This window comes from Photobacterium lipolyticum (assembly GCF_003026475.1).
Classification (GTDB): Bacteria; Pseudomonadota; Gammaproteobacteria; order Enterobacterales; family Vibrionaceae; genus Photobacterium; species Photobacterium lipolyticum.
On sequence record NZ_PYMC01000017.1, the window covers coordinates 41,084 to 65,537 of the forward strand.

17 protein-coding genes are annotated in these 24,454 nt (G+C 46.6%); 6 read left to right on the forward strand and 11 right to left on the reverse strand.

From position 1 onward, the window contains the following. Nucleotides 1-27: 27 nt before the first annotated feature. The 6 genes from pyrI to C9I89_RS18555 all read right to left on the reverse strand — a co-directional run bounded on the left by pyrI (nucleotide 28) and on the right by C9I89_RS18555 (nucleotide 7,752). Nucleotides 28-492, reverse strand: coding sequence for an aspartate carbamoyltransferase regulatory subunit (gene pyrI / locus C9I89_RS18530; RefSeq protein WP_107284803.1), 465 nt, complete (start codon nucleotides 490-492; stop codon nucleotides 28-30). Between the two features lie 16 nt (nucleotides 493-508). Further along, nucleotides 509-1,438 (reverse strand): aspartate carbamoyltransferase, encoded by a 930-nt coding sequence (pyrB, locus tag C9I89_RS18535; protein WP_107284804.1) that lies wholly within the window; start codon nucleotides 1,436-1,438, stop codon nucleotides 509-511. A 537-nt stretch (nucleotides 1,439-1,975) separates the two neighbouring features. Further along, entirely contained in the window at nucleotides 1,976-2,986 is a 1,011-nt protein-coding gene (locus tag C9I89_RS18540; protein ID WP_107284805.1) for an ornithine carbamoyltransferase, read from the reverse strand. A 127-nt stretch (nucleotides 2,987-3,113) separates the two neighbouring features. Continuing rightward, a complete protein-coding gene (arcC, locus tag C9I89_RS18545; protein WP_107284806.1) occupies nucleotides 3,114-4,025 on the reverse strand; it encodes a carbamate kinase in 912 nt (303 codons plus the stop codon). 88 nt (nucleotides 4,026-4,113) lie between these two features. Continuing rightward, nucleotides 4,114-5,334, reverse strand: coding sequence for an arginine deiminase (arcA, locus tag C9I89_RS18550; RefSeq protein ID WP_107284807.1), 1,221 nt, complete (start codon nucleotides 5,332-5,334; stop codon nucleotides 4,114-4,116). Between the two features lie 972 nt (nucleotides 5,335-6,306). Continuing rightward, entirely contained in the window at nucleotides 6,307-7,752 is a 1,446-nt protein-coding gene (locus tag C9I89_RS18555; protein WP_107284808.1) for a YfcC family protein, read from the reverse strand. 752 nt (nucleotides 7,753-8,504) lie between these two features. Between C9I89_RS18555 and rraB the strand changes: the two genes are divergently transcribed. Together rraB and C9I89_RS18565 are read left to right on the forward strand one after the other, a co-directional pair. Then, nucleotides 8,505-8,909, forward strand: coding sequence for a ribonuclease E inhibitor RraB (gene rraB, locus C9I89_RS18560; protein WP_107284809.1), 405 nt, complete (start codon nucleotides 8,505-8,507; stop codon nucleotides 8,907-8,909). Nucleotides 8,910-9,111: 202 nt separating this feature from the next. Further along, nucleotides 9,112-11,550, forward strand: coding sequence for a beta-mannosidase (locus C9I89_RS18565; RefSeq protein ID WP_107284810.1), 2,439 nt, complete (start codon nucleotides 9,112-9,114; stop codon nucleotides 11,548-11,550). A 238-nt stretch (nucleotides 11,551-11,788) separates the two neighbouring features. On the opposite strand, the gene C9I89_RS18570 is transcribed toward C9I89_RS18565, so the two are convergent. From C9I89_RS18570 to pepA, 4 genes are all read right to left on the reverse strand, one after another. Continuing rightward, entirely contained in the window at nucleotides 11,789-12,694 is a 906-nt protein-coding gene (locus tag C9I89_RS18570; RefSeq protein WP_107284811.1) for a bifunctional helix-turn-helix transcriptional regulator/GNAT family N-acetyltransferase, read from the reverse strand. Between the two features lie 435 nt (nucleotides 12,695-13,129). Beyond that, nucleotides 13,130-15,991: a valine--tRNA ligase gene (locus tag C9I89_RS18575; protein ID WP_107284812.1), complete on the reverse strand. Its 2,862-nt coding sequence runs from the start codon at nucleotides 15,989-15,991 to the stop codon at nucleotides 13,130-13,132. A gap of 28 nt (nucleotides 15,992-16,019) precedes the next feature. Then, nucleotides 16,020-16,472 carry a DNA polymerase III subunit chi gene (locus C9I89_RS18580; protein ID WP_107284813.1) on the reverse strand — a complete coding sequence of 151 codons (453 nt, stop codon included), beginning with the start codon at nucleotides 16,470-16,472 and terminating at the stop codon, nucleotides 16,020-16,022. Nucleotides 16,473-16,554: 82 nt separating this feature from the next. Further along, the gene (pepA, locus tag C9I89_RS18585; protein WP_107284814.1) at nucleotides 16,555-18,063 is read right to left on the reverse strand and encodes a leucyl aminopeptidase; all 1,509 of its coding nucleotides are present in this window, start codon (nucleotides 18,061-18,063) and stop codon (nucleotides 16,555-16,557) included. Nucleotides 18,064-18,257: 194 nt separating this feature from the next. Between pepA and lptF the strand changes: the two genes are divergently transcribed. After that, on the forward strand, nucleotides 18,258-19,358 hold the full coding sequence (gene lptF / locus C9I89_RS18590) for an LPS export ABC transporter permease LptF (protein ID WP_107284815.1): 1,101 nt from the start codon (nucleotides 18,258-18,260) through the stop codon (nucleotides 19,356-19,358). Beyond that, the gene (gene lptG, locus C9I89_RS18595; protein ID WP_107284816.1) at nucleotides 19,358-20,428 is read left to right on the forward strand and encodes an LPS export ABC transporter permease LptG; all 1,071 of its coding nucleotides are present in this window, start codon (nucleotides 19,358-19,360) and stop codon (nucleotides 20,426-20,428) included. The genes lptF and lptG overlap by 1 nt, the downstream gene beginning before the upstream one ends. A 61-nt stretch (nucleotides 20,429-20,489) precedes the next feature. Here lptG and C9I89_RS18600 read toward each other — a convergent pair whose 3' ends face one another. Further along, entirely contained in the window at nucleotides 20,490-20,981 is a 492-nt protein-coding gene (locus C9I89_RS18600) for an RDD family protein (RefSeq protein WP_107284817.1), read from the reverse strand. Between the two features lie 613 nt (nucleotides 20,982-21,594). Between C9I89_RS18600 and C9I89_RS18605 the strand changes: the two genes are divergently transcribed. Together C9I89_RS18605 and C9I89_RS18610 are read left to right on the forward strand one after the other, a co-directional pair. Continuing rightward, nucleotides 21,595-22,926, forward strand: a complete 1,332-nt coding sequence (locus tag C9I89_RS18605; protein WP_170107738.1) for a PTS transporter subunit EIIC — start codon at nucleotides 21,595-21,597, stop codon at nucleotides 22,924-22,926. Nucleotides 22,927-23,123: 197 nt separating this feature from the next. After that, nucleotides 23,124-24,437, forward strand: a complete 1,314-nt coding sequence (locus C9I89_RS18610) for a 6-phospho-beta-glucosidase (RefSeq protein WP_107284819.1) — start codon at nucleotides 23,124-23,126, stop codon at nucleotides 24,435-24,437. Nucleotides 24,438-24,454: the final 17 nt, after the last annotated feature.

Here is a 24,454-nt window from a genome sequence, read left to right on the forward strand (position 1 = left end):
AAGCCCTATGTGCGGCTCGATGGCTCATTAGTTACGCTCGGTGACGATTTCGCGTGAGAAGACTTTTTCGCAGTATTTACACTTCAGCTGTACATCTTCTTTCTTCGCGGTGACAGCAAAACTACTGTCAACTGGTTCATTATGGGTAATACAGTTGCTATTCGGGCACTTGAAAATCGCATTGACGTTCTCTGGGAGCGACAGCGTCAGCTTTTTAACCACTTCATAATTTTCAATCTGATTGACGGTTGCGTTAGGCGCATACAAGGCAAGCTGGTTAGCCTGGTCTTCACTGAGGAGAATGTTTTCAATCTTGATAAGATCCTTTGCACCCAATGCTGAAGACGGCAGGTTAAGACCGACAGTCACACGCTGGTTGGTTTTGTGCATCTGGAACAGTTTCAGTACTTTGATACCCACATTGGCGGGAATATGGTCGATAACAGAACCATTTTTAATTGCTTCAACTTGTAGTTGAGTTTCCTTAGTCATTGCTGTCATCTCCTGCTTAAAGTTGTTCGTTTAGTACAAGTGCCAGTAGTGCTTCACGTGCGTAAACACCGTTTTCTGCTTGCTGGAAGTAGTAAGCGTGCTTGGTTTTATCTACGTCGACGGTAATTTCATCGACACGTGGCAATGGGTGCAATACCTTCAGGTTGTCACGCGCTTCAGCCAGCATGGGAGCCGTCAGGATGTAAGCGGCCTTCATGTGCGCGTACTCTGATTCGTCAAACCGTTCTTTCTGAACGCGAGTCATGTACAGAACATCGAGCTGAGGGAGCACCTCTTCCATGGTGGCATGAAGGCTGTAGTTGATGCCGGCTTGGTCTAACTCTTCGCAAATGTAATCTGGCATGGCCAAGATTTCAGGCGCAACAAAGAAGAAGTTGATGTTATTGAATTTCGATAGCGCTTGGGTCAGTGAATGTACTGTACGGCCGTATTTCAAATCCCCCACGAATGCTACGTTAAGGTTGTCAAGACGACCTTGGGTTTCGAAGATAGAGAACAGATCCAACAGCGTTTGGGTTGGGTGTTGGTTAGAACCGTCGCCGCCGTTGACAACCGGTACGCCGTTAGAGAACTCAGAGGCCAGACGTGCAGCACCTTCTTGCGGGTGGCGCATGACAAAAGCATCCACGTAAGAAGAAATCACTTGCACCGAGTCAGCCAGTGTTTCCCCTTTCTTCGCCAGGGATGTGTTGCCGCCGTTATCAAAGCCGATAACCGTCCCGCCCAGGCGCTGTACTGCTGTTTCGAAAGAGAGGCGAGTACGTGTTGATGGCTCAAAGAAACAGCTCGCCACGACCTTATTTTTAAGTAGTTCTGGATTTGGCTCTGCTTTTAACTTTCCTGCAGTTTCAACAATAAGTTCAAGTTCACTTCGGTTTAATTCCGGAATGGAGATGATGTGTTTTTGAAACAACGAGTTCGCCATGGCTTCTCTTCCCTATAATAGATAACTGATAGAAATGTTTTTAAACCTTTTCTGGTGCTCTTCCATCCAATGTATTCATCGAATGTAATCTCTGCCAGATAAACGTTTAAAGTTGTCGGCTCTCACGCAAAAAGCAGACAAAAAAAAGCCCCCTTAAAAAAGGAGGCTCTTTTTAAAAAAATCAAAAAAACAGAAAAATAAAACCAACGCCGATTTTCGACGTTTGTGAGTCAAGTTGTGCTTAACTGCCTGGTTCATTTTTTAACTCTGTTCTGACAAATTGCGAAGGATTATACGCCCATTTTCTGTGAGCGCAAGCGTTTGCCTGAAGTATTCATCTTATGGAATTTTATGCAGGAGTAAGTTAGTTCTGTGTGCGAGGTTTTTGGTGTTAAATTACTGAAAACAAAAGTTAATTAGCTGTGCTGGTGTGGTTTTCATTGTGGCATTAAATGCAAATGCCGTCTCAAAGGACGGCATTAATTATAAGAGCTTTAAGGGGTTCTACGTCGAATCTTTAAAACTCAAGAGAGTCGATTACTGACCTAGTGTTGCTACCATGATTGCTTTGATAGTGTGCATACGGTTTTCAGCTTCGTCGAATACGATAGAGTGCTTAGATTCAACCACTTCATCAGTTACTTCAACGCCGTCTTTAAGCATTGGGTATTCTTGAGCAAGCTCTTTACCAACAACAGTGTCTTCACCGTGGAAAGCTGGTAGGCAGTGCATGAATTTCACATGTGGGTTGCCAGTTGCTTTTAGCATTTCCATGTTTACTTGGTAAGGCATCATTAGGTTGATACGCTCAGCCCATGCTTCTTTCGCTTCACCCATTGATACCCATACGTCAGTGTATAGGAAATCACAACCTTGAACGCCTTCTTGAACGTCTTCAGTTACTGTGATTTTTGCGCCAGTTTCTTCAGCGATAGCGCGACATTGAGCAACTAGCTCTTCTTCAGGCCAGAATGCTTTAGGAGCAACTAGACGGATGTCCATACCCATTTTCGCAGCACCAACCATTAGGGAGTTACCCATGTTGTTGCGTGCATCACCCAGGTAGGCGAAAGTCATTTCATGCAGTTGCTTGCCACGACCGTGCTCTTGCATAGTCAGGAAGTCAGCTAGGATTTGAGTCGGGTGGAACTCGTCAGTCAGGCCGTTCCATACTGGAACACCAGCGTAAGCGCCCAGGTCTTCAACGATTTCCTGACCGAAGCCACGGTATTCAATGCCATCGTACATACGGCCAAGAACGCGTGCAGTATCTTTCATTGACTCTTTGTAACCGATTTGAGAACCAGATGGGCCCAAGTAAGTTACGTTAGCGCCTTGGTCATATGCCGCAACTTCAAATGCACAACGAGTACGAGTTGACGCTTTTTCAAAGATAAGCGCAATGTTCTTACCCTTTAGGCGAGGCTGCTCGTAACCGTTGTACTTCGCTTTTTTAAGTTCAGCTGCTAGTTCTAGCATGTGCTGAATTTCACGTGGAGTGAAGTCTAGTAATTTTAGAAAGTTACGGTTGCGAAGGTTAAAAGCCATGATGTTTTCCTCTTAAGAATCGGTATCTCTCTGGCCGACGCGCTGTCTCTGTTATGACGATGCGAAGTGTCGGCCTTCAATATATATTGTTTATCGTATAATTGGGTCTTTGTGAATAACTATTCCGTTATCCTGCAATAATATTTGTGCCAGCTTCACCTTTAAGGATGCGTAAACCCGCTTCCAGTGAGCCAATACCAACTAATTTGCCGCCTTGATTGATGAACTCGCAAGAGGCATCAATTTTTGGCCCCATAGAGCCCGCATCAAAAGCGTATTGCGCTAATTCGCTTGGGGTCGTGCTACGCAGTGCTTTCTGCGTTGGTTTACCCCAGTCGAGGAACACAGCATCTGCATCGGTAAGGATTAACAGTGCGTCGGCATTAAGCTGTTTCGCTAAGAAGGCTGCTGACATGTCTTTGTCAATCACCGCTTCTACGCCAACAAGCTTGCCATTTTCTTTCTTCACCGGGATGCCGCCGCCGCCAGTACAGATCACTAGGTGCTCTTGTTTGATCAGGGTCGTAATGGCGTCATCTTCAATAATGCCGATAGGCTGTGGGCTTGGTACGACACGGCGGAAGTACTCACCATCTGCTTTTACTGTCCAGTGGTATTTTTCAGCCAGTTCACGGGCTTCTGCTTCATTGTAAACAGGGCCGATAGGCTTTGTCGGGTCAGCAAAAGCGGGATCGTTTGGATCAACGCTCATTTGCGTAAGCATGCAAGACACGTTCTGCTCTGGCAGAAGGTTTTTCAGTTCTTGCATCAAGATGTAACCGATCATGCCTTGGGTTTCTGAACCCAGTACATCAAGCGGGTATGGACTTACTTTCTTGTATTCCAACCCTTGTAGTGCCAGTAAGCCAACTTGCGGGCCATTACCGTGTACCAACACGACGTTATATTCTTTCGCGATTTCAGCGATGGTTTTTGCTGCCGTAGCAATGTTCTGGCGCTGGATATCTGCTTCTAGTGGCTCGCCGCGACGTAGTAGGGCATTACCACCAAGTGCAACAACAACAGTTTGCTTGGTCATGGGATCGTCTCTCTTGGTTTTATTTCTTATGGGCCGATATGCGTTGATACCGGCCATATTGTGTGGTGTTAGGTATTAGCCGTTAGACTTAGATACCATCACGTTCGATTGGGCAGCTCATGCAGCGAGCACCACCACGACCACGGCCTAGTTCGTCACCTGGGATAGGTAGAACGGTGATACCTGCTTTGTCGTATTTCTCGTTGGTGTAAGTGTTACGTTCGTAACCAATTACAACACCAGGTTTCACAGTCAGAACGTTGTTCGCATCGTTCCACTGCTCACGTTCTGCTTCGAAGCTGTCACCACCAGTCGTGATAAGGTTCAATTGACCTACACCCAGTGCTTTTTCGATTGCAGTAACGAAGTAACCTTCTTCTTTAACATTTACCTTGCCAGACTCGTCACCTGTTAGGCTCCAGCATTGAACGTCTTTACGTACAACTTCTGGGTAAACAGAGAAAGTATCTTCACGCATGTGTGTCATTACAGTATCTAAGTGCATGCAAGAGCGGTGCTTAGGAAGCTGCATAGCAATAACTTGCTTCGCTTCGCCGTGTTTGAACAGGCTAGATGCCAGCTGCTCAACACCCTGTGGGGTTGTACGCTCAGACATGCCGATAAGTACCGCGCCCTTACCAATGACCAGTACGTCGCCGCCTTCGATAGTCGAGTTGTCGTAATTCTTCTCTTCATCACCAAAGTACTTGATGAAGTCTTCGCCGGCGAAGATTGGGTGCCAACGGTAGATTGCACGCAGGTGGTTGGTTTCACGCTGACGAGCAGCTTTAGCCATTGGGTTGATAGAGACACCGCCGTAAACCCAGCAAGAAGTATCACGGGTAAACAGGTGGTTTGGCAGTGGTTCGATAACGAAATCTGTTGACTCGTGGATACCCTGCATCATTGAAGATGACTGAACAGGTAGCTCAGCATAGCTTAGACCGCCAAGTAGGATTGAAGCGAGTTCTTGGTTTGACAGGTCAGCGAGGAAGCAACGTACATCATTTGCGAAAGCTGAACCTAAACGGTAGTCAGAAACCTGTGAAGCTAACAACCATTCTTTTGCTTCTGGTACAGTAAGAGTGTCAGCTAACATATCATGTAGTAGGAAGACTTCTACACCTTGCTCGCGAAGTGTATTTGCGAATACATCATGTTCTTCGCCAGCACGTTCAACTGCTAATACATCATCAAATAATAACTCGTGGCAGTTAGAAGGAGTTAGGTGAGTTAGCGCACGCTCTGGACGGTGGATAAGAACGCGGCGTAGTTGACCTACTTCAGAACCTACATAGAACTTACTCATGATCGTATCTCTCTATTTTTATGCCAGCGTAATATCGCTAGCTTTATTTATTTCGTCTCGAAGATATTAATTTGTTTATTTAATTCTTCGCTTCGTTTCTGGGGTTAATTCTACTCTTAAGCTAATAGTAGTCTAAGATCTTCGTCACATTTTACTTATTAACATGACAACCTAAAGGATCGATTTTATTAACATTATTCATGCATTTGTAGGTGGTTTTCATGAGTGGGTTTTTATGTGGGCTGACTACCTTTAAAATCATCGCTCTCAATGTAAGTTGTTGATTTGACAGGTCTTGGGTTTGTTTTTTGGAGTTTTATTCAAAAATATCCAGGTTATATGGTCACGCCAAAACTAATCTTATGCAATTAAACTGGTTGTCTATCTAAATAAACTCCAGTTGTTAATGGAATAGTAACGAAACTTTTTCTTTTTATTTTTCCTATTATTGGTTTTGTAGTTTTAATACATGCTTTTTTTGAGGTCATATTAATGGGTTTAGGTTTGTATTTTTTATTACCAAGTGTTTTTTTATTGATTATTTAAATAACGGTGAGGTAAGAAAATCAGAGAGTTTAATAATTTTTTATCTCGAGGTGGATAAAGTTGTCATTATCATGAAGTTGAAATTATATCTGCGAGGATTGAGATAGGCATATACCCAAGTTACTGCGAGATGCGAGATGCGAGATGCGAGATGATGACAGCCAGTTCAATTTCAAGGAAAACGTTCGCGATCTCACCCTGAATGACGGGTCCTCTCGAGTGCATTTATAAATACGAGCAGAATGGCAACCAGAGGTATATACCCAGATAAGATAAACAGTCTAAACAGTCTTCGGGATAAATAGAGGGACTGTTCGGGCTGGGAGAAAGGCGAGTTTTGCGATCAGAAGCGGGACTAACATGAAGTGAAGAAAGAACAAAACCGCCGGACGGCGGTTTTGTTAGAGGTGGAAATCTAGCCGAAGGTTAGATCATCGCACCTACACTTAGCATTGCCATGATCAGTACAGTCAGAATACCAAGTAGCGGCGCTACCCATTTTACCCAGCGTACATAAGGAACGCGTGCAATCGCCAGGCCACCCATAACAACAGCAGAGGTTGGGGTCATCAGGTTCACAATACCTGAAGCAGACTGGTATGCAGTCACAACCAGATCACGGCCTACACCTGCAAAGTCAGCTAGCGGTGCCATAATTGGCATAGTCAGCACAGCCAAACCAGAAGATGAAGGAACCAGGAAGGACAGTAAAATTTCCAACCAGTACATCACGTTAATAAATACGATTGATGACAGACCGGTGACGGCTTGTTCGGCAGAGAAGAGGATGGAATCGGTGATCATACCGCGGTCCATGATAACCACGATACCACGAGCAATACCGATGATAAGGGCAACCCCTAATAGGTCACGGGCACCGTCGATAAAGCTGGATGTTAGCTCTTCTTCACTCATTCGCGCAATTAAGCCGATGATGATAGTTGACGCCAGGAACATGCCTGAGATTTCAGCCATCCACCAGCCTGCAACCGCAACACCGTAGATCATGATGCCAAAAGATGCAGCAAAAATAGCCAGAATGATTTTACGGGTAGTGGTGAATTCCAGCATTTCACCAGACTGATTGCCCAGGAAGTGCGCTTTGTTCTCTTCGTACTTGTCATAAACGATAGATTTGGTCTTATCAGCACGTACCATTTTTGCATAGCGCATCACGTAGCCGACACAGATCAACCAGCCAATCACCAGCATTCCAACACGCAGTAAGATACCGTCCGTGAATGGGATACCCGCCGCGTTCGCTGCAATAACTGTAGCAAACGGGTTGATGGTTGAGCCAAGCGTACCGATACCGGCACCCAGTAGAATTGTTGCCGCAGCGACAAGCGGGTCAAAACGTGCAGCCAGCATCACCGGAACGAGCAAGGTATAGAAAGGTAGTGATTCTTCGGCCATGCCATAAATCGTACCGCCAGCGGCAAATAGTGCCATCAGGATCGGGATCATCAACTCTTCGCGGCCTTGCAGACGAGCTGTAACGCGCTCGATACCGGCATCGATTGCCCCGGTCTTGGTAACTAATCCTAAGAAACCGCCGATGACCAGAATGAATAGTGATACGTCGATCGCTGCTGCTTCATATGAGTTGTGATCATAGAACCCATCAATCGGTGCCAGCAGAATATCGACAACACCCTGAGGATTGCTTTCTACCGCTTTATAAGTGCCTGTTACTGGAACTTCTTTGCCTAGTTCTTCATTCATTACCCGGTCGTATTGACCAGCAGGAACGATCCAGGTCAGTAGCGCCACGATGGCGATCAGAGCAAATAAAATGGTGTAGGCGGAAGGGAATTTGAAGTTGGCAAAAAAGCCACCTTTTTCTTCCTTGGTTACCGTTTGAGTCGTCATAATTGTCTCCTTGCACCCTATGCTTAATTTCTGCATTCAGGTGTGATCCAGCACGCCAGGTTTGGAATTTGGCGTAAAAGTGTTTGCTAAGCCAGGGCTCAGTAAAAGTATTCTTGGATGTAAAGGGGGTTAGGGTCAGCTTTGCCTTATGGGCTCGGTGATGCAGCGTAGCTGCTCTGCACCAGAACTGGCATAGAATTTATTCATGATCGTATCTCTCTTAAGTTTGTATTTGTCGCTCAGCAGTCGTTGCTGCCGAGTCTGTTGTTGTTTTACGGCCTGATTTTAGACTGCTAATGCCTGCGTAACCTTGGGGTTGTTCACACTTTTTCAGGGCCGCGATCCCCCTGAAAAGTCAGTGGCCATCAGCCTTTAGGGTATTTCTCGCCAATAACTGGGTGAATATGTTTTGATGGAGCTCTGAAAATTAATTGTTATTATGCAGTGGCAATAATGGCTATTAATGACTAAGTCTTAGGCCGCGCTCGACTTATCACCCGTTAGAATACGGTTTGGCCGCGTACTTATGCGATTTTAGGCTGTAAAACCTGCATTTTGAAGTTGTGGGGAACTGCATAAGCTGGAATATTATTCACTTAGTTTATCAATAAAAAAGTGATTAAACTGAAGTGGGAATCACACCGAACTTTGACAGGGATCAATTTTCCCCGGCCATCAGACTAACATATGGTAATTACAGCCAAACCATGCGATATTTGCGTGAAAATTTATTCCATAGGTGGAGTTACCCCATGTCTTATGCAGAACTGATTGAAGAGCAAAAGGAAGAGACCCGCGATATTATTGCGGCTTTGCTGGAAGATGGCAGCGAACCTGAAGCTCTTTATACCATTGAGCACCACTTCTCAGCGGATACCTTTGCTGAACTGGAGGCCGCAGCGGCAGAAGCATTCAAAATGGGTTTTGAAGTGCTTGAAGCTGAAGAGCTTGAGCTAGCACCTGAAGACGGTGGCGGTAAAGTTGTTTGTTTTGATGCCGTTATGGAATCAGCACTTAACGCAGAGTTAATTGATGATCAGACTGAGAAGCTGATTGCACTGGCAGAAAAGCACAACATTGATTATGACGGCTGGGGCACTTACTTCGAATCTGGTGAAGATGACGAAGATGAAGAAGATGAGCCTGAAGAAGATTAAGCCTAATCGGTAATTTAAAAAAGTCGGCAGAGGCCGGCTTTTTTGTTCTTGCCAAAAAAGAATAGAGAAAAGTTTTAATTCGATCACAGAGATGCGATTGAAACATTTTATTGCGCTATATCTTGCGCTTAGCCGCTACATCTGCTCTTTTCCCGCCTTAATATATCGCCGTGAAAATTGGTAATAATTCCTGGAGCTAGCGATGGCAATCTCACTCAATGGTCAGTGGTTACTGACCTGTGTACAGCGTTCTTCAATTTCTGATATACCTGTTTCCTTACCCGGTGATGTGCATTCAGCCCTGCTTAGCGCTGGAATTATCTGCGACCCCTACTGGGCCATTAATGAAGCAAAGGTGCAGTGGGTTAGCCAGTGTGACTGGGTCGTCTACCGAAGCTTTGAACTGACGGCTGATGAGTTAGCCTGCAATGCAATGGATTTAGTGCTGGATAATCTTGATACCGTTGCCGAAATCCGGATCAATGGCCATACCGTTGCTGATTTCAGCAATATGTTTTTGCGCCATAAAGTCGATATTTTACCTTGTTTGCTGGTGGGTGTTAACCGAATTGAAATTGTGTTGCACCGAGCCGATTTGGCGGCTCAGTCCCGTGCCGAAAAATTACCGTTTCCTGTGCCGTGGGCCGAAGGAAATAACCAAATCCCGCACATGAATACGATCCGTAAAACCCAGTGCCATGCCGGCTGGGACTGGGGGATTTGCCTGTCGGTGATGGGGGTGTATGGTGATATTGAACTGCAACCAATCCAGCATGTACGGATCAGCCATGTCAGTACCAGGCAAAAGTGGCAGGAGTGGCGCTGTGAGGTTGAGGTTACCGTGCACTATGAAGCTGTGGCGAACTCCGGGCTAGCATCAGTCTCCGTGACCTTTGATGACCAAACTTATCACTTAACCTTAGATCGAACAGCGAAACAGGCAACAGTGCTGTTTCGGATTGATCATCCAAAACGCTGGTGGCCGGCAGGCTATGGAAAGCAGCGTTTATATGAGCTGGAAGTAATAGCCGATGGTCATCAAATTCATAAAAAAATCGGGTTGCGTAAATTAGAGTTGTGTACCGATGACGATGACATCGGGCAGAGCATGGTGTTTAAGGTCAACGATGTGCCGATCAGTGCTAAAGGGGCTAACTGGATCCCGATGGATGCTCTGCCAAGTCGGATGAACAATCAACGTTACCGGCAGTTGCTCGAAGATGCCGTTGCCGCCAATATGAATATGCTCCGCGTCTGGGGTGGTGGCATGTATGAAAAAGATATCTTCTATCAACTTTGTGACGAACTGGGGCTGCTGGTCTGGCAAGACTTGATGTTTGCGTGTGCACTTTATCCAGCCACCCCTGATTTTATTGCCGAAGTACAAGAAGAAGTACAGTGGCAGGTAAGGCGCTTGAAAGATCATCCGTCATTGGCATTATGGTGTGGTGATAATGAAGTGATCGGTGCGATTGGCTGGTACCCGGAATCACGCCAGAACCGCGAAAAATATGTGGTCAATTATGAACGTTTGAACCGGGCACTGGCAGAAGTGGTGAACATTGAAGATCCCGCTCGCCGTTTCTGGGCAAGCTCTCCGTGTAATGGCGAACTCGACTTCGGCGATGCCTGGCATGATGACCGCCGCGGTGATATGCATTATTGGGATGTGTGGCATTCCGGTAAAGATCTGGACGCCTATCGGAAGGTTAAACCCCGTTTCTGCTCTGAGTTTGGTTTTCAATCGTGGCCATCATTGCCGTCAGTGCGGACATTTGTACCAGAGAAAGACTGGAACATCACTTCCCCAAGTTTTGAATCGCATCAAAAGAATAGCCGCGGTAACTCGATAATTACTGAGATGTTTACCCGGTATTTCCGTTTTCCTATCGGCTTTGCCAATATGTTGTATTTAAGCCAGGTACAGCAGGCACTGGCGATAAAAACGGCCAGTGAATTCTGGCGGGCACACAAGCCAGTGAACAGAGGGATTTTATACTGGCAGCTCAATGATTGCTGGCCAGTCAGCTCGTGGTCATCGCTGGAATACAGCGGTCGCTGGAAACAGCTTCATTATCATGTAAGACGTTTCTTTGCGCCTCAGCTGGCAGCTTTTGTCCCTAATGATAAGGGGATCGACCTTCACCTGATTAACGACAGCCGTAAGAGTGCTGAACTGAAAGGGGAAGTGGTATGGCAAAGCTGGCAGGGCGAAATCCTCTATCGGGAGCCGGTGAATACCTATCTAGAGCCGGATGAAAACGTCGTGACCTGGCAATGGCTGGCGGAAGATCTTGAGAGGCATGAAGCTGATGGATTTTTCCATGTTCATCTGACATCTGGTCAAGAGGTGATTGAAAATACCTACTTGCCGCTAAGGCCGAAACAGTGTGAGCTGGTCGAACCGGATCTGCGCTATGAAGTGGCGGAGATCCATGGCCAGCTGTTTGTGATGCTCAGTTGTAGCAAGCCAGCATTTTTTGTCCATCTGGAATATGCCGGTGATGGCCGATTTGATAATTCCAGCTTTACCTTGGTACCGGAACATCAAAAGCAGGTCAAATACCTGGGGCCGGCAACGTACGATGAGCTGGTAGCGGGTTTAACCATCTATCATCTTTACCAAAGCTATCAGGCATAGAAGAGAGACTAGCTGAGCCAGCGAGTACTCTTTCACATAAATAATGAATAGTTGAAGCTCTTAAACATGTCATCCCGGAATTGAGGAACGAAATATCCGGGATCCAGTTCTAACCGTGTACTCCTTAGATTCCGTATAAGTTCGTTCCTCACTTTACGGAATGACGAAGTTTGGTAACTGAACTCGTAATGAAGTACTAGATAGTAAGAAAAGCCGGCCCAGATCTATAATACGGACGCTAAAAAGTCTTTAGCATCCGTACTTCGCAGGCGTCGTGGCCGGTATTGCCCATGGCGTGTGGAATGTGCACAAACCCCAATGATTCATATAACGCAATGGCTTCGATAAGGTTGGCCGTTGTTTCAAGGTAGCAGCCTTTATAACCTTGTAGCCTTGCAAATTTCAGTGCTTTAACGGCAAGGGCTCGTGCTAATCCTTTTCCGCGTAATTCGGTTAAGAAATACATTTTCTGTAGCTCACACAGATTATCTGAACCCGCCAATGGACTTAAACCGCCCCCACCTAGAATACGGTTATCTTTTTCGATCACCCAATATTGGCTGTTAGCTGCTTTGTAGACACAGCTCATGCTGTCTAATGTTGGATCTGCAACACCATAGCCTTTGTCGGCAGTAAGCCCATACTCCGCTGATACGCGTCGAACGACGGCAGCAACCGATGCGTTATCAATAGGTTGGATTGGGCGAATGTGGTAATCGTACTGTTTCTCGACAGCATGAATAGCTTTGGTGTAACGGGTAAGGCTTTTTTTAAGCTGAGTAATCTCATCGGCGTCCATCTGATCAAGAATGATCTGAACGTGATTGTTCAATTGTGCGTGCAGGGCATCCAGAGTTTGCTCGCCTTCTGCGGTGAGCTGGGATAATTGGCTGCGTCTATCATCAGGGTTTGGTGTGGTGGTGACCAAACCTAAGTTGAGCAGTATCGCTAATGTGCGGCTGGCATTTGATTTATCGACCTTTAATCTTTCCGCCATTTGATTAACCGTGCAAGGCGCTTGTTCTAACTCGATCAAGGTATGTGCTTGAACCGGGGTCAGCTTCATGCTGCCACAATGGCTATTGAATAAACCAAGTTGACGTACGAGCTGGCGAGAAAGTTGACGTAGTTGCTGTGGCTGCATGGTGACTTCTTATTTTGTTGTTGTGTGCAACTAAATTTAATTGTGGTTCGCAACAAAGTCAATGGATAGTTTTGTTGGCGAGGAAGAGCGGGAAGATCGGCCCTATGGTTCTGAGGTTCTGTGGCGATCTCGTTGCGAGTTTCTAGAGACGAGTGGCGAGGAAGAGCGGGAAAAAGCGGTTCTATGGACCTGAGGTTCTGTGGGGATCGAGTTGCGAGTTTCTAGAGACGAGTGGCTAGGAAGAGCGGGAAGAGCGGTTCTATGGACCTGAGGTTCTATGGGGATCGAGTTGCGAGTTTCTAGAGACGAGTAACTAGGAAAAGCAAAATCTTGGTATGACGAAGTGATTTTTGAAACAAAAAAAGGGCTGACAATTTCTTGTCAGCCCTCTGATGTACTCGATTCTCGAAACTAGAAACCCATTACTACAGGTACTTACAGCGCAGCGATAGTCGCTTTCTGCTCTTCCAGCTTAATCAGCGTTTCTTTGTAGCCGTCAAGCTTCTCGCGCTCTTTGGCAACAACGGCTTCTGGTGCTTTCGCAACAAAACCTGCATTACCTAGCTTGCCTTCGATGCGCTTGATTTCGCCCTGGATCTTCGCCGATTCTTTATCTAGACGTGCTAGCTCTTCATCTTTGTCGATCAGACCCGCCATTGGGATCATCAGGGTAGACTTACCCACTAATGACGTAGCACAAGCCGGAGTCTCTTCGCCGGCAGCCAATACTTTGATGCTGTCCAGTTTCGCCAGAGAAGCTAATACGGTTTCATTTGCTGCAATGCGTGCGGCATCTTTGTCGTCAGCGACTTTCAGCATTACATCCAGGCCTTTGCTTGGCGCAATGTCGTACTCGGCGCGCAGATTACGGATGCTGGTGATGAACGCTTTTACCCACTCGATGTCAGCAATCGCGGCTTCGTTGACGTTTGTTTCATCAAACTGAGGCAGTGCCTGAGTCATGATGGTTTCGCCCTCAACACCGTCGACCAGCGGCTTCACGCTCTGCCAGATAGATTCAGTGATGTATGGAAGCACTGGGTGAGCAAGACGCAGAGTTTTCTCTAGCACTGTGATTAGGGTATGGCGAGTCGCACGTTGCTGCGCTTCTGAGCCTTTCCAAAGAACCGGTTTGGTCAGCTCTAGGTACCAGTCACAGAATTGGTTCCAGATGAATTCGTACAGGGTATTCGCAGCCATATCTAAACGGTAGTTTTCGATATGGGTATTGAAGTCTTTTGCTGCTAATTCAAACTGAGACTCGATCCACTTGTCAGCTAGGGAGTACTCAAGCTCAGCACCTTCAGCCATACCGCAGTCTTGATCTTCGGTATTCATCAGTACGTAACGGCTTGCGTTCCATAGCTTGTTACAGAAGTTACGGTAACCTTCCAGGCGCTTCATATCCCAGTTGATATCACGGCCTGTTGATGCCATTGCTGCAAGGGTGAAACGCAGCGCATCGGTGCCGTACGGTTCGATACCGTTTTCAAATGTCTTGCGGGTGTTCTTCTCGATCTTCGCGGCCAGTTTCGGCTGCATCATGTTGCCACAACGCTTTTCAACCAACTCTTCAAGGCCAATACCGTCGATCATATCGATCGGGTCAAGTACGTTACCCTTAGATTTCGACATCTTGTCGCCGTTTTCATCGCGGATAAGACCCGTCATGTAAACAGTTTTGAATGGTACCTGTGGCTTGCCGTTTTCATCTTTAATAAAGTGCATGGTCATCATGATCATGCGGGCAACCCAGAAGAAGATAATATCGAAACCTGATACCAGTACATCTGAAGGGTGGAAGGTTTTCAGATCATCAGTGTTTTCCGGCCAGCCTTGGGTGCCGAATGTCCACAGTGCAGAAGAGAACCAGGTATCGAGTACATCGTCGTCCTGGCGCAACACGACAACTGGTGCAAGGTTGTTGTTTGCACGTACTTCTTCTTCGGTACGGCCAACATAGACATTGCCATCGTTGTCATACCAAGCCGGGATGCGGTGACCCCACCAAAGCTGACGTGAAATACACCAGTCTTGAACATCGCGCATCCAAGCAAAGTACATGTTTTCGTATTGCTTAGGTACGAATTGGATATCGCCATTTTCAACCGCTTTAACAGCAGGCTCTGCTAGAGGGGCAGTACGTACATACCATTGGTCCGTCAGCATTGGTTCTATAACCACGCCGCCACGGTCACCGTAAGGGACGGTCAGGTCGTGATCTTTGACTTCTTCTAGCAGGCCAAGCTCATCAAATTCTGCCACGATTGCTTTACGTGCCGCAAAGCGTTCCATGCCATGGTATTTTTCTGGCAGTTCAGTGCTGTATACATCACTTGCTTCACCGTTGGTGGTGAAGACTTCAGCGCTGTCACGGATGTCAGCATTGAAGGTCAGGATGTTGATCATTGGCAGGCTATGACGCTTGCCAACCTCGTAATCGTTAAAGTCATGGGCAGGGGTGATCTTCACACAACCTGTGCCTTTTTCCATGTCGGCATGTTCGTCGCCCACGATAGGGATACGACGATCAACGACTGGAAGCAGGATTTCTTTACCAATCAGATCTTTGTAACGCGGATCTTCAGGGTTAACCGCCACACCAGTATCGCCCAGCATGGTTTCCGGGCGCGTGGTGGCGACGACGATGTAATCTTTGCCGTCAACAGTCTGTACGCCATCCGCCAGCGGGTAGCGGAAGTGCCACATGAAGCCTTTTTTGTCTTTGTTTTCAACTTCCAGATCGGAGATCGCCGTGTGTAGCTTCGGATCCCAGTTAACCAGGCGCTTACCACGGTAGATAAGATCTTCTTCGTATAAACGAACGAAGACTTCTTGAGTTGCGTTAGACAGGCCGTCATCCATCGTGAAGCGCTCGCGCTCCCAGTCAACCGATGCACCCAGGCGGCGAAGCTGCTTGGTGATGGTGCCACCAGATTCAGCTTTCCATTCCCAGATTTTGTCGATGAATGCATCACGGCCGTAGTCGTGCTTTGTCTTGCCTTCTTCGGCAGCAATTTTACGCTCCACAACCATCTGGGTTGCGATACCTGCGTGGTCAGTACCGACTTGCCATAGGGTGTTTTTGCCTTTCATACGCTCACAGCGGATCAGGGTATCCATAATGGTATCCTGGAACGCGTGGCCCATGTGCAAACTACCAGTGACGTTTGGCGGTGGGATCATGATGCTGTAGGCATCTTTAGATGTATCACCGTGAGGCTTGAAGTAACCAGCCTCTTCCCAGCGCTGATATAGCGCTTGTTCAATTGATTGTGGGTTGTATGTCTTTTCCATAGCGCTCTTAGAAGGATCGATGTGGGAATTAGGGCGTCTCAGGGGCAGCGGCGGTCTGCAATTGAATGCCAGCAAGGCGATATGCCTTATAGCGTTCGCGAGCCAACTGCTTGAGCTTTTCATCGCAAGGGACGAAGTCTATCACTTGTGGGAAGGTTACGGCAAAATTTGGTGCATCTTGAGCCAAATTTATTAGCAAGCTACGGCGTCCGCTATGACGTAAACCGGGCCAGCCAATCTCAACAGGCGAACCGCCCCTGGGCCCCTCACCGATCAAATTGTGGGGGACGAAGTTATCGGGTTCCTGTTGCCATAAGTACTCATCAAGCTGTTCTGCCTGTTTTTTACTTTCAGCGAGCAGATAAACTTTGTTGCCTTGCTGGTAACTCAATGCTGCCTGGTGACAAGCAAAATGAAGCTGGTAATCACTATCAGCTTCGAGGTGTTTGTCATCAATTATATAAAAAGTAGCATGAGTCATGGTGTTTTATCTCAATAAAGAAAGGGGGGCCATTCGGCCCCGTTATACCAACTCAGATCATGATGCGAGTCGGTATTCTGTCTTATTCGACGTTTTCAAGTCCGGCACGATTTAGCAGGAATTGGACCAGTAATGGAACCGGGCGTCCGGTTGAACCTTTGGTTTTACCGCCAACCCACGCTGTACCTGCAATATCCAGGTGTGCCCAGTTATATTTCTTAGTGAAACGAGACAAGAAGCAGCCCGCAGTAATGGTACCGGCACCGGGGCTACCCAGATTTGCCATGTCAGCAAATGGGCTTTCGAGTTGTTCTTGGTATTCATCGGACATTGGCAGGCGCCATGCACGATCACCGGCTTGTTCCGACGCATTGATCAGCTCATGAGCCAATGGATTATGGTTACCTAGCAAGCCGCTGATGTGGTTACCCAGCGCTACAACACAGGCTCCGGTCAGGGTCGCAACATCAATAACGCATTCTGGTTCAAAGCGCTCAACGTAAGTTAGCGCATCACACAGCACCAAACGACCTTCAGCATCGGTATTCAGTACTTCTACCGTTTTGCCCGACATCGTGGTGATGATGTCGCCCGGACGGTAAGCGTTGCCGCCCGGCATGTTTTCACAGCCAGCCAGAATACCGACAACATTGATTGGCAGGTTTAGCTTCGCCAGTGATTTCATCGCGCCAAAGACTGATGCCGCACCACACATGTCGTACTTCATTTCATCCATCTGTGCGGATGGTTTGATTGAAATACCACCTGAATCGAACGTCAGGCCTTTACCGACTAAGACAATCGGCTTGGCTGTTGAATCTGGATTCCCGGTGTATTTTATGACGGACATCATGGCTTCGTTTTTCGAGCCCTGACCCACGGCGAGGTAGGATGTCATACCCAGCTCTTTCATTTCCTGCTCACCAATGATTTTGGTGGATACAGTATCAAAATCATCGGCCAGACGGCGTGCTTGTGAAGCTAAGTAAGCCGGGTTTGCTACGTTAGGTGGCATATTACCTAAGTCTTTACTCGCTTTTACACCTGAAGCGACAGCTAAACCGTGCGAAATCGCCCGTTCGCCCAGAGACAGCTCGCGGCGAGTCGGCACATTAAAGACCAGCTTGCGCAGTGGACGACGGGTTTCTGGTTTGTTGCTCTTAAATTGATTGAAGGTGTACAGGCTGTCTTTGGTTGTTTCTACTGCCTGGCGAACTTTCCAGTAAGTATCGCGACCTTTTACATGTAGTTCGGTCAGGAAGCATACCGCTTCCATTGAACCTGTTTCATTCAGGGTACTGATGGTTTTCTTGATGATTTGCTTATATTGGCGTTCATCAAGTTCACGTTCTTTACCACACCCTACCAACAGTACACGCTCAGATAATACGTTTGGCACATGGTGAAGTAGCAGCATCTGCCCCGGCTTACCTTCTAAGTCGCCGCGACGCAGTAATGAGCTGATATAGCCATCACTGATTTTATCCAGTTGTTCCGCTATTGGAGAAAGGCGACGTGGTTCAAAGACGCCGACGACAATACAGGCACTTCGCTGTTTCTCGGGGCTGCCACTTTTTACACTGAACTCCATGCGTACTCCTACATCCTACTAAAGACAATTAAAGCTAAATGTTAGATAATACCGCACTTACTTGCTGGACCGCTCTATCGGTATAAGATTAAAGTGCAGGCTAACAATTAGCCGAAAGATTAAAAAATAACTGATTTACCGAAAAACTATAGTGATTCCAGCAAAAAAACAAGTTTTCTATGGGTATATAAAGCGTGATTATTGTTCGGTATTTGACACGTGAGACATTAAAAAGCCAATTTTCGGTTCTTTTTGTGCTTTTTCTTGTGTTTATTAGTCAAAAATTTATTCGTATTCTGGCCTCTGCAACAGAGGGATCAATTCCCGGTGATCTGATTTTGACATTGATGGGGCTGTATATGCCGTCAATGACATTGTTGATGCTGCCCCTCAGCCTATATATTGGCATTTTGCTGACTTTTGGCCGTTTGTATGGCGAAAGTGAAATCACCGTCATGAACGCAACGGGGATTGGTAATAAGTTTCTGATCCAGGCCGCGCTGTGGTTGGCGATGCTCACGGGCTCTGTTGCCGCTTTCAACTCCTTGTGGCTGGCCCCCTGGAGTGCCGAGCAGGAAACACGGGTCATGGAGGCCGTGGAAGCGGACTCTGGCCTGGAGTTGTTAGTTAAAGGTCAGTTTCAGGCTGCACCCGATGGCAGGGGCGTCGTCTTTGTCAATGACATCACAGACAGTGGCTCTAAGTTGCATAAGGTCTTTGTGGCACAGCCGATTGCTCGCGATACATTACGCCCGAGTGTGATGGTGGCCGATCGGGGTTATGTCAGTGAGTTGAACGATGGTCGTCAGGTCCTGGATCTGAAAGAAGGCACCCGTTATGAAGGATTCCCAACCCGGCTTGATTATTCCATAACTGAATTTGATGATTATCAAGCGCTCATCGGCCAGCGTGCTGTTCGCGAAAAAGATCGTGACTGGGATGCATTACCGACGCTTGAACTCATCAAACATCCGGATCTGGCGGCGAAAGCAGAGTTTCAATGGCGTGTCTCATTATTCTTATGTATTCCTCTGTTAACCATGGTCGTTGTGCCGTTGTCGGCCGTTAACCCGCGGCAGGGACGGTTCGCCAAGCTGTTTCCTGCGGTATTAATATACTTGGCATACTTCCTGGCCATTAGCGCCGCTAAATCCTCCGTGGAAGATGGTGGGTTGCCTTCGTCTGTCGGTTTGTGGGCAATCAATGGTGTGATGTTGTTAGTTGCGATTGCTTTAAATGCCTGGGATACCATGCCGTTGAGGGTGCTGAGAGATAAATTACGGAGACGCGGTTAATGTTTAAGATTTTAGACTGGTACATTGGCCGAACGATTATTGCGACGACCGCCTTAACGTTATCTACGCTGGTGGGGCTATCCGCCATTATCAAATATGTAGAGCAGCTTCGTAAAGTGGGCGATGGAACCTACGACTTATGGAAAGCGCTCATGTATGTATTGCTGAGTGTGCCTCGGGATATCGAAATGTTTTTCCCGATGGCGGTATTGCTGGGGGCATTGATCGGTTTAGGCGCACTGGCATCCAGCTCTGAGCTGGTCGTTATGCAGGCGGCAGGCTTCTCTAAACTTGATATCGGTTTGTCAGTATTGAAAACGGCGGTTCCTCTAATGCTTATCGTGATGGCGCTAGGTCAGTGGGGGGCGCCAGAAGCACAAAAGTCAGCGCGCGAACTTCGTGCTTTGTGGACGTCTGGGGGGAATATGCTGTCAGTTCAACGTGGGGTTTGGGCAAAAGATGATAATGACTTCATCTATATCGGCCGTGTCCATGAGAAGAGCCATCTCGACGCAGTTAATATCTGGCAGTTTGATGAACAAGATCAGCTTAACCAAATGGTGTTTTCAAAGTCAGCATCCTATGATGAGCAGCAAGGCTGGCAGCTTGCCGATGTGACGGTCACGGCTATTTCAGATGTTAAGCAAACCAACACAGAATATGACACCTTGGCCTGGAAAACCTCATTAACACCTGACAAGTTAGCTGTCGTCACGGTAAAACCTGAGGAGCTATCACTCTCTGGCGTTTATGATTATGTGTCGTACCTGAAAGAGTCAAAGCAAGATGCCTCTCGTTATGAGTTGGCATTCTGGCGCAAGATGCTGCAGCCAATCTCGATTGCTGTCATGATGCTGTTAGCTCTGTCATTTGTCTTCGGGCCGTTGCGTTCCGTGACAATGGGCGCACGCGTTCTGTCTGGAGTAATTTTTGGTTTTGCGTTCTATATTTCGAATGAAGTGTTTGGCCCGATGAGTCTGGTGTATCGATTACACCCGGTTATTGGTGCTTTGGGGCCAAGTATGGTCTTCCTTGTGATTACGTTTTATTTGCTACGGCGTAAGTTATAAAAAAAGAAGAAGGAGCCATCTGGCTCCTTCTTCTTTTTATACCTGTTCCACATTCTCACGATTATTTAACGGCGGTGACAATCATTTCACACTCGGCCATTAAGTCCTGGAATGATTGTTTTTTACTGTGAAAGGGGGCTAATAGATTTCCTAACCCAAAGGCAGACGTTCCCATACGGATGAAAGCCTGAGTCAAACGAATATTTGAACCATCTGCATTCTGGATGCGCAGCTTCCAGGCCCGCATGCCGAGTGTTTGCCCGCCTTTACACCAGAAGTAAGCATAGAATCCAATCATTACCGTTGCGAGATAAGCGGGATAAATGATTCCGGCAACAGGGTGTTTGCTCAGGTACGCGCTGACATCTTCGTAATCACCAAGATCAATAATACCGAAATGGAGTAGGGAGGCCATAATGGCCATTGCTGCCCCCCCTGCGAGCATAAGTACAGCGGCTACCACCAGAGAGTCGTACACCCAAGCTCCTAGACGGCGAAATAGGCCGGGGTATTGTTTCGCCAGCTTAACGTCCTGCTGTTTTTTCTTTCTCATCTTTACACCAAGTAAGTTTGCCTGCCCGATAAATGACAAGGTCTATGGCGACTGTATTTGTTTACCGATATTGCTTTTATCTGCGGAATCTGAGCAATTAGCAAAAATCGGCACCTGTGAGCAGTTTAACATTATTTTTTTTAACGTGAATGTTTGGTTTGGTGTCAGTTGCAAAGAAACCATGCAAGCGTACATTATTACCATGTCAATAATGTGCGCTATGACGTTAAAATGAAAACTGTCAGAGGTACTTTGTTGTTCTGTTTGCCTTATAAAATCAACATTCAGTTTTAACTCTTATATTCAGTGGCAGTGAAACTATGTTGTAGTATTTGCTTATTAAGTTGAGAGCTTGTTCACGATAAGTGCAACCGGTTGCGCTTGGGCCTTTTTTTATTTTGTTACTGTTTTGTCTTCGTTATAAACTGTAACGAAATTAAAGAATGATAGTGAAATGAAGTATTGAAATAAGTGCCGTATATTATTTTCATATTGAGTTTAACATTAATTAACCTGTATCTGTTTGGTTGACATTTGCGATGAATAATATTGTGTATCTCTACATAATGGGTGTGGAGTGTGATGTTTTATCTTAAACAAAAGGATTAGCTCTATGAAGCTCTATGATACGATAATTAATATCGTTGAAAGGAATATTGCACCGCTTGCAGTAAAAATTGGTAATCAAAAACATATTCGTGCAATGCGTGATGGTTTTATTATTGCGATGCCATTTATTATTGTTGGAAGTTTTGCCTTGGTGTTAGCTTTTCCACCATTTGCTGAAGATACGCAAAATGCATTCGGTCGGGCTTGGCTTGATTTTGCGTCGGCTAACTTTGACAACATTATGATGCCCTTTCAAATGACGATGGGCTTAATGGCCATCTTTGTGTCATTGGGAATTGGATACAGCCTGGCGCGTGCTTATAAAATGGATGGAATTACCTGTGCCTCACTATCGCTGATGTCCTTTTTAGTTGCATCGGCACCGGCGACAAATGATACGTTATCAATGGGTCACATGTCTGGTACGGGTATTTTCACAGCCGTTATTAGTGCGTTCTTTTCTGTTGAATTGCTCCGTATCTTGAAAAAGTACAATATTACCATCAGGCTGCCTGAGCAAGTGCCACCGGCGATTGCTCGTTCTTTTGAAATGCTGATCCCTGTGGTTGTGGTCTTCCTGACGCTTTTCCCCTTGAGTCTATTTGTACAAGCTCAATACGATATGTTGATCCCGGATTTGGTGTTGCAGATGTTCAGGCCTTTGGTCAGTGCATCCAATACATTGCCAGCCATCATTGGTGCGCTGTTAGTCTGTCAACTATTGTGGTTTGCCGGTATCCATGGCGCAGCCATCGTCGTCGGTCTGCTCTCGCCTATTTTCTTAACTAATATGGGGGCAAACCAGGCTGCGTATTTAGCGGGTGAGCCTATTCCCAATGTCTTCACTCAGCCTTTCTGGGATTTCTATATCTTCATTGGTGGGTCGGGTGCAACGTTGGCGCTAGTGATCCTAATGATGTTCAGCCGTTCGGTTCACCTGCGTAGCCTTGGACGTATGAGTTTTGTTCCAGGATTCTTTCAGATCAATGAACCGGTAATTTTCGGTAGCCCACTCGTATTGAACCCGACAATGTTTATTCCGTTCGTTTTTGCTCCTGTTTTAAATGCAGTTATTGCTTATACCGCGGTACATATGGGCATAGTCGGAATGGGGATCTCACAGACAGCATGGACGGCGCCAGCCCTTCTTGGTGCTTCTTGGGGATCTGGTTGGACCCTGTCTCCGGTCTTACTTGTTATCGCGTTACTTGTGATGGATCTATTTATCTACCTGCCTTTTTTCAAAATGTTTGAGAAGCAACTATTAGAGGAAGAAGGTAAGTCGGCGAGCAAAGAGCAAGGATCTGAAGAGGCACCAGCCCCCGCAACAGCATAGCAATAATCAGTGGGTTATAGCGTTCTGCTATAACCCAGATTCAGCTTATTGAAGCTGAATAATGAGAAGGTAAGGTGCAGAAGACTCGGGTAATGGCTTATACGCAAGAGCACTTGCTGACATCCATTCGTGTCCATGAGTTCGCAACAGAAATGATTGCTCTGCACTACAAAGGAAATAAGTAAAAGGATTGGATTATGACTAAATCACCATTAAAACTGGCCATTATCGGGGGCGGCAGTAGCTACACGCCCGAACTGGTGGAAGGTGTATTGAAAAGACTTGACCGCTTGCCTGTAAAAGAAATCCATTTTGTTGATATCGAACTGGGCCAGAAAAAGCTGGATATTATCGAAGCGTTGGCGCGGCGTATGGTTGAAAAGGTTGGCGCCGACATTACCATTAAGGCGTCGTTGGATCGCCGTGCAGCGATAGAAGATGCTGATTTTGTTATGACTCAGTTCCGTGTCGGCGGATTGCAGGCTCGAGCAAATGATGAGCGTATTCCACTAAAGTATGACGTGATAGGCCAAGAGACGACAGGTCCTGGCGGTTTTGCAAAAGCACTTCGTACGATCCCGGTGATCCTTGATATTTGCAAAGATATTGAAGAGCTTGCACCGAATGCTTGGCTGCTTAATTTTACCAATCCGGCCGGTCTGGTGACAGAAGCGGTACAGAAATACACCAAGGTTAAAGCCATTGGTCTGTGTAATGTGCCAGTCTCAATGAAGATGATGATTGCAGAGATGATGAATTGCTCACCGGATGATTTATCTTTGGAATGTGCGGGATTGAACCATTTGGTGTGGGCTCATCGAGTCTGGTTAGATGGCAAGGATATTACTGCGGAAGTGCTCGAAAAAGTGGGTGATGGGGCAAACTTCAGCATGAAAAATATCTTTGAAGAGCCCTGGGATCCGGCTTTCTTGAAAGCCTTAGGTGCGATTCCGTGCCCATATCATCGCTATTTTTATCAAACTGCCGCCATGCTCGCTGAAGAAAAGGAAGCAGCACAAAGCGGAGGAACGCGAGCGGAACAGGTAATGGAAACAGAACGAGAGCTGTTTGAGCTTTATCAGGATACTAATCTTGATCGAAAGCCTGAACAACTTGAGAAGCGCGGCGGTGCCTATTATTCCGATGCATCACTTAACTTGGTTGATGCCATCTACAACAACCTTAATACGGTTAATGTGGTTAATGTGCGCAATAACGGCACCATTGCGAGCCTGCCTGATGATGTAGTGATTGAGTGTAGCGCAGTCATCGGTAGTTGGGGCGCACGGCCTTTAGCTGTCGGACACTTAAGTCCAGAGGTGAGCGGTTTGATTCATCAGGTCAAAGCTTATGAACAACTGACGGTTGAGGCTGCAGTGCATGGTGATTATGACAAAGGGTTGATGGCGTTGGCGAATAATCCCCTGGTGCCGGATATTAAACGAGCTAAAGCCATATTGGATGACATATTGCGAATTAATCATGACTACTTACCACAGTTCAATGGTTAAAAATTAAATTGGATAGG

Bases quoted from the DNA above. Each gene is read 5' to 3' on its own strand.
- lptG (WP_107284816.1), top strand. From the start codon at position 19,358: ATGTTTAAGATTTTAGACTGGTACATTGGCCGAACGATTATTGCGACG.
- pepA (WP_107284814.1), bottom strand. From the start codon at position 18,063: ATGGAGTTCAGTGTAAAAAGTGGCAGCCCCGAGAAACAGCGAAGTGCC.
- C9I89_RS18555 (WP_107284808.1), bottom strand. From the start codon at position 7,752: ATGACGACTCAAACGGTAACCAAGGAAGAAAAAGGTGGCTTTTTTGCC.
- arcC (WP_107284806.1), bottom strand. From the start codon at position 4,025: ATGACCAAGCAAACTGTTGTTGTTGCACTTGGTGGTAATGCCCTACTA.
- C9I89_RS18570 (WP_107284811.1), bottom strand. From the start codon at position 12,694: ATGCAGCCACAGCAACTACGTCAACTTTCTCGCCAGCTCGTACGTCAA.
- C9I89_RS18540 (WP_107284805.1), bottom strand. From the start codon at position 2,986: ATGGCTTTTAACCTTCGCAACCGTAACTTTCTAAAATTACTAGACTTC.
- arcA (WP_107284807.1), bottom strand. From the start codon at position 5,334: ATGAGTAAGTTCTATGTAGGTTCTGAAGTAGGTCAACTACGCCGCGTT.
- pyrB (WP_107284804.1), bottom strand. From the start codon at position 1,438: ATGGCGAACTCGTTGTTTCAAAAACACATCATCTCCATTCCGGAATTA.
- C9I89_RS18610 (WP_107284819.1), top strand. From the start codon at position 23,124: ATGACTAAATCACCATTAAAACTGGCCATTATCGGGGGCGGCAGTAGC.
- C9I89_RS18580 (WP_107284813.1), bottom strand. From the start codon at position 16,472: ATGACTCATGCTACTTTTTATATAATTGATGACAAACACCTCGAAGCT.
- C9I89_RS18605 (WP_170107738.1), top strand. From the start codon at position 21,595: ATGAAGCTCTATGATACGATAATTAATATCGTTGAAAGGAATATTGCA.
- C9I89_RS18600 (WP_107284817.1), bottom strand. From the start codon at position 20,981: ATGAGAAAGAAAAAACAGCAGGACGTTAAGCTGGCGAAACAATACCCC.
- rraB (WP_107284809.1), top strand. From the start codon at position 8,505: ATGTCTTATGCAGAACTGATTGAAGAGCAAAAGGAAGAGACCCGCGAT.
- C9I89_RS18565 (WP_107284810.1), top strand. From the start codon at position 9,112: ATGGCAATCTCACTCAATGGTCAGTGGTTACTGACCTGTGTACAGCGT.
- C9I89_RS18575 (WP_107284812.1), bottom strand. From the start codon at position 15,991: ATGGAAAAGACATACAACCCACAATCAATTGAACAAGCGCTATATCAG.
- pyrI (WP_107284803.1), bottom strand. From the start codon at position 492: ATGACTAAGGAAACTCAACTACAAGTTGAAGCAATTAAAAATGGTTCT.